General features: G+C 72.8%; 3 protein-coding genes. 1 reads left to right on the forward strand and 2 read right to left on the reverse strand.

The genetic code is table 11. From position 1 onward, the window contains the following. Positions 1 to 764: FAD-dependent oxidoreductase (locus tag ABWK99_RS15000; RefSeq protein ID WP_372595499.1), on the reverse strand; the 764-nt coding region annotated here is incomplete at its 3' end. A gap of 164 nt (positions 765 to 928) precedes the next feature. Between ABWK99_RS15000 and ABWK99_RS15005 the strand changes: the two genes are divergently transcribed. Then, positions 929 to 2,740: a DUF4012 domain-containing protein gene (locus ABWK99_RS15005; RefSeq protein ID WP_372595500.1), complete on the forward strand. Its 1,812-nt coding sequence runs from the start codon at positions 929 to 931 to the stop codon at positions 2,738 to 2,740. A gap of 21 nt (positions 2,741 to 2,761) precedes the next feature. On the opposite strand, the gene ABWK99_RS15010 is transcribed toward ABWK99_RS15005, so the two are convergent. Continuing rightward, positions 2,762 to 3,279: isochorismatase family protein (locus ABWK99_RS15010; protein WP_372595501.1), on the reverse strand; the 518-nt coding region annotated here is incomplete at its 5' end.

Consider the following 3,279-nt stretch of genomic DNA (forward strand, 5'->3'; position numbering starts at 1 on the left):
ATCCCCGTGATCCCGGTGCGGACCTGCACCCCGCGCGCGACGAAGGCGGCCTCGATCGCGGCGCTGACCTCGTGGTCGGCGAAGGGCAGGACGCGATCGGCGAGCTCGAGCAGGGTCACCTGGACGCCGAACCCGCTGAACACGGTCGCGAGCTGGGAGCCGGTCGCCCCGCTGCCGACGACCGCGACCGAGGCGGGCAGCCGCTCCAGGTCGACGATCTTCTCCGCCACCGTGGTCAGCTCGATCCCCTCGATCGGGAGGCGACGTGAGCCACCCCCGGTCGCCAGGACGAACGTCGTCCCGGACAGTCGCCGGCCCGACCCGCTGAGCACGATCGTGTGCGGGTCGACGAACCGTGCCCACCCCTCGGTGATCAGGTCCACCCCCGCCGCTTCCAGGCGACCGGCGGTGTCCTTGGCGTCCTGGACGTGCTCGATCGTGGCGCGGAGCCGGTCAGCGGTGCGGGACCAGACCAGCCCGGAGGCCGGGACCTCGACCCCGAAGTCGTCGGCCGTCTGTGCGTCGCGCAGCACCCGCGCGGTCCGGGCGAGCAGGCGGGTGGGCACGCAGCCCGTGTTCACGCAGGTGCCGCCCACCCGGGCGCCCTCCACGATCGCGGTCCGTGCGCCGAGCTCCGCCGCTCGCATCGCGGCGCTGATCCCCGCTGGGCCTGCGCCGACGACGACGACGTCGTACGCCACGTCGTCCCGCTGGGCCAGGCCTGCCTCGGCGGTCGTGGGGGTGCGGGTGGTCTCGGTGGTCACGGCTGGCGCCTTCCATGGGGAGAGACGGGGGGACGTCGAGCATCACCCGCGCACGCCGATCGCGCCTGTCGAGAGGGCGGGGCCGCCCCGAGCCGCTGCCCTCGCTCCGTCTATGATCGGCGAGCACCTCGGTGCTCGCCGGGACGGCTCGACGGAGGAGGACCATGGCCCGCCCTCGTCCTCGCTCGCTCGTGATCGGTGGGCTGCTCGCCGTGCTGGTCCTGCTGGTGATCGCGGCGGTGTGGGTCGGCGTGCGCGGCTGGACCGCCAAGGGTGAGCTGGAGCAGGCCCAGGGGCTGGTCGCCGATCTCCAGGACGCCGCCGGTGAGGGTGACTACGGACTCGCGGCCTCCGTGTTCGACGACATCGCAGGGCATGCGAGCCGGGCACGTGACCTGACCGGGGACCCGATCTGGCGTGGCGCCGAGGTCCTGCCGTCGGTCGGGGTGAACCTCACGGCACTGCGTGAGCTCACCGCCGTCATCGACGACACGATGACCGCGGCCGAGCCGCTCGTCGGACTCGTCGGTGAGGTCGGTGCCGAGGGGCTCAAGCCCCAGGACGGGGCGCTGCCGATCGCGACGATCAGCCAGGTCGCCGACGAGATCACCCCGCTCGCCGAGGAGCTGACGGTGCTGGCCGCCCGGCTCGACGCCGTCCGGACCGAGGACGCGGTGGCGCAGCTGGGCGAGGCGAAGGAGATGCTCGCCGAGGTGATCGGTCCAGCGGCGAGCGCGCTGACCGAGGCCGCCCCGGTGGTGCGCGCCGTCCCGGCGCTCCTCGGCGCCGACTCCCCGCGGACCTACGTGGTGATGTTCCTCAACAACGCGGAGCTCCGGTCGCTCGGCGGCGGGCCGCTCGCCTTCGTCGAGCTCTCGGTCGACGAGGGCGCGATCGAGCTCGGCTCGGTGATCCCCGCCGCGGACGGCGGGTTCTCCGCCCACGCCGAGCCGATCATCCCCATCCCTGAGGGGTTCGAGACCGTCCTGCCGGGGGTCCTGGGTCGCTTCATCTCCGACGCCACGCTCCGGCCGAGCGCCGTGACCGCTGCGCAGATCGTCGAGGCCGAGTGGGAGCACGCCTTCGGCAAGGAGATCGACGGCGTCTTCTCGCTCGACGCGGGCGCACTGCAGCTCCTGCTCCAGGTCGTCGGCCCGGTCCCGATCTCCACCGGCGACGTCGTGAGTGCCGACACCGTCCTCCCGCTGCTCTTCAACGAGGTCTACTTCCGGTACGACTCGGGGGTCCGGGCCGTCGACGACGCCCAGCAGGGTCTGGTCTACGCCGAGACGGTCGCCGGCACGTTCTCGCGGCTCATGTCGGGCGACTACGACCTGAGGGAGATGTACGACGCGCTGAGCGCCGCGGCCGAGGGACGTCACTTCAGCCTGTGGTTCCCCGACGCGGATGACCGCGAGGCCCTGGCAGTCACGCCGTTCCTCGCCCAGGACCTGCTGGAGAGCACCGCGACGACGGACGTCGTCGGCCTGTACCTCAACGGGCTCGTGGGCTCGAAGCTCGACTACTACCTCCTGTCGACGGTGACGACCGGCTCGGCGACCTGCTCGGCCGACGGCCGCCAGGTGCACCGGGTGACCCTCGACCTGACCAACAGCCTCGACCCGGCCCTGGTGCCGGACCTCAGCGGCTCGATCACCGGCGGGACCCACCCGACGCTCAACCTGCCGACGGGCGCCGAACGCATCGCGCTCTTCGTCTACCTCCCGAAGGGCTCGACGCTGCTCTCGGCGTCGGTCGACGGTGCACCCGTCGAGGTGACGGGCCAGCAGGACTCCGGGCATCCGGTCCAGGTCGTCTGGCTGGTGGTCGCCCCCGGCGCCGACCGTCAGGCGAGCATCGACGTCCTGGTGGGAGATCCCGGCAGCCGCGACCTGGTGGTCGACGTCACGCCGACCATCCAGGGCACCGTCCGGGCCGAGGCCCCGCTGGAGTGCGACACCGTCGCGCTCCCCTGAGATCCCAGGCCGCCGGGGCCCTCATGGCCCTGCGCGGAAGTCGACCTGCTCGGTCGTGACCGTCCCTGCCGTGCGGCCCGGGGCGTCCTGGAAGCCCCAGTAGAGGTTCGTGTGGGCGATGACCTGGGCGGGGGGAGGCGCGCCCCAGTCGGACTTGTCCCCCGTGGTGTGCGCATCACTGATGAGGGTCGCGTCGTAGCCGCGTGTGAACGCGCCGTGCAGGGTCGAGCGGATGCACGCATCGGTCTCGGCGCCTGCGACGAGGAGGCGGCCGACCCCCAGCCCCGCCAGGACCGACTCGAGGTCGGTGGCCTCGAAGGAGTCGCCGTAGTGCTTCTCGACGATCGTCTCCTCGGCGGCCGGCGCGAGCTCGGGGACGATGCGCCAGTCCTCGCTCAGCTGCGCGAGCTCCTCGTCGGAGTGCTGGACCCAGATCACCGGGACCCCGGCTCGCCGTGCCTGCCCCACCAGCGCGGCGATCCGCGCCACGACGGCGTCGCGCTCATGGGCCTCCGCGACCACGCCCACCTGCACGTCGA

It is taken from the genome of Actinotalea sp., assembly GCF_041597215.1.
Classification (GTDB): Bacteria; Actinomycetota; Actinomycetes; order Actinomycetales; family Cellulomonadaceae; genus Actinotalea.

What these genes read in the sequence shown, in the direction of transcription:
- ABWK99_RS15005 (WP_372595500.1), top strand. Translation starts at nt 929, where the DNA reads ATGGCCCGCCCTCGTCCTCGCTCGCTCGTGATCGGTGGGCTGCTCGCC.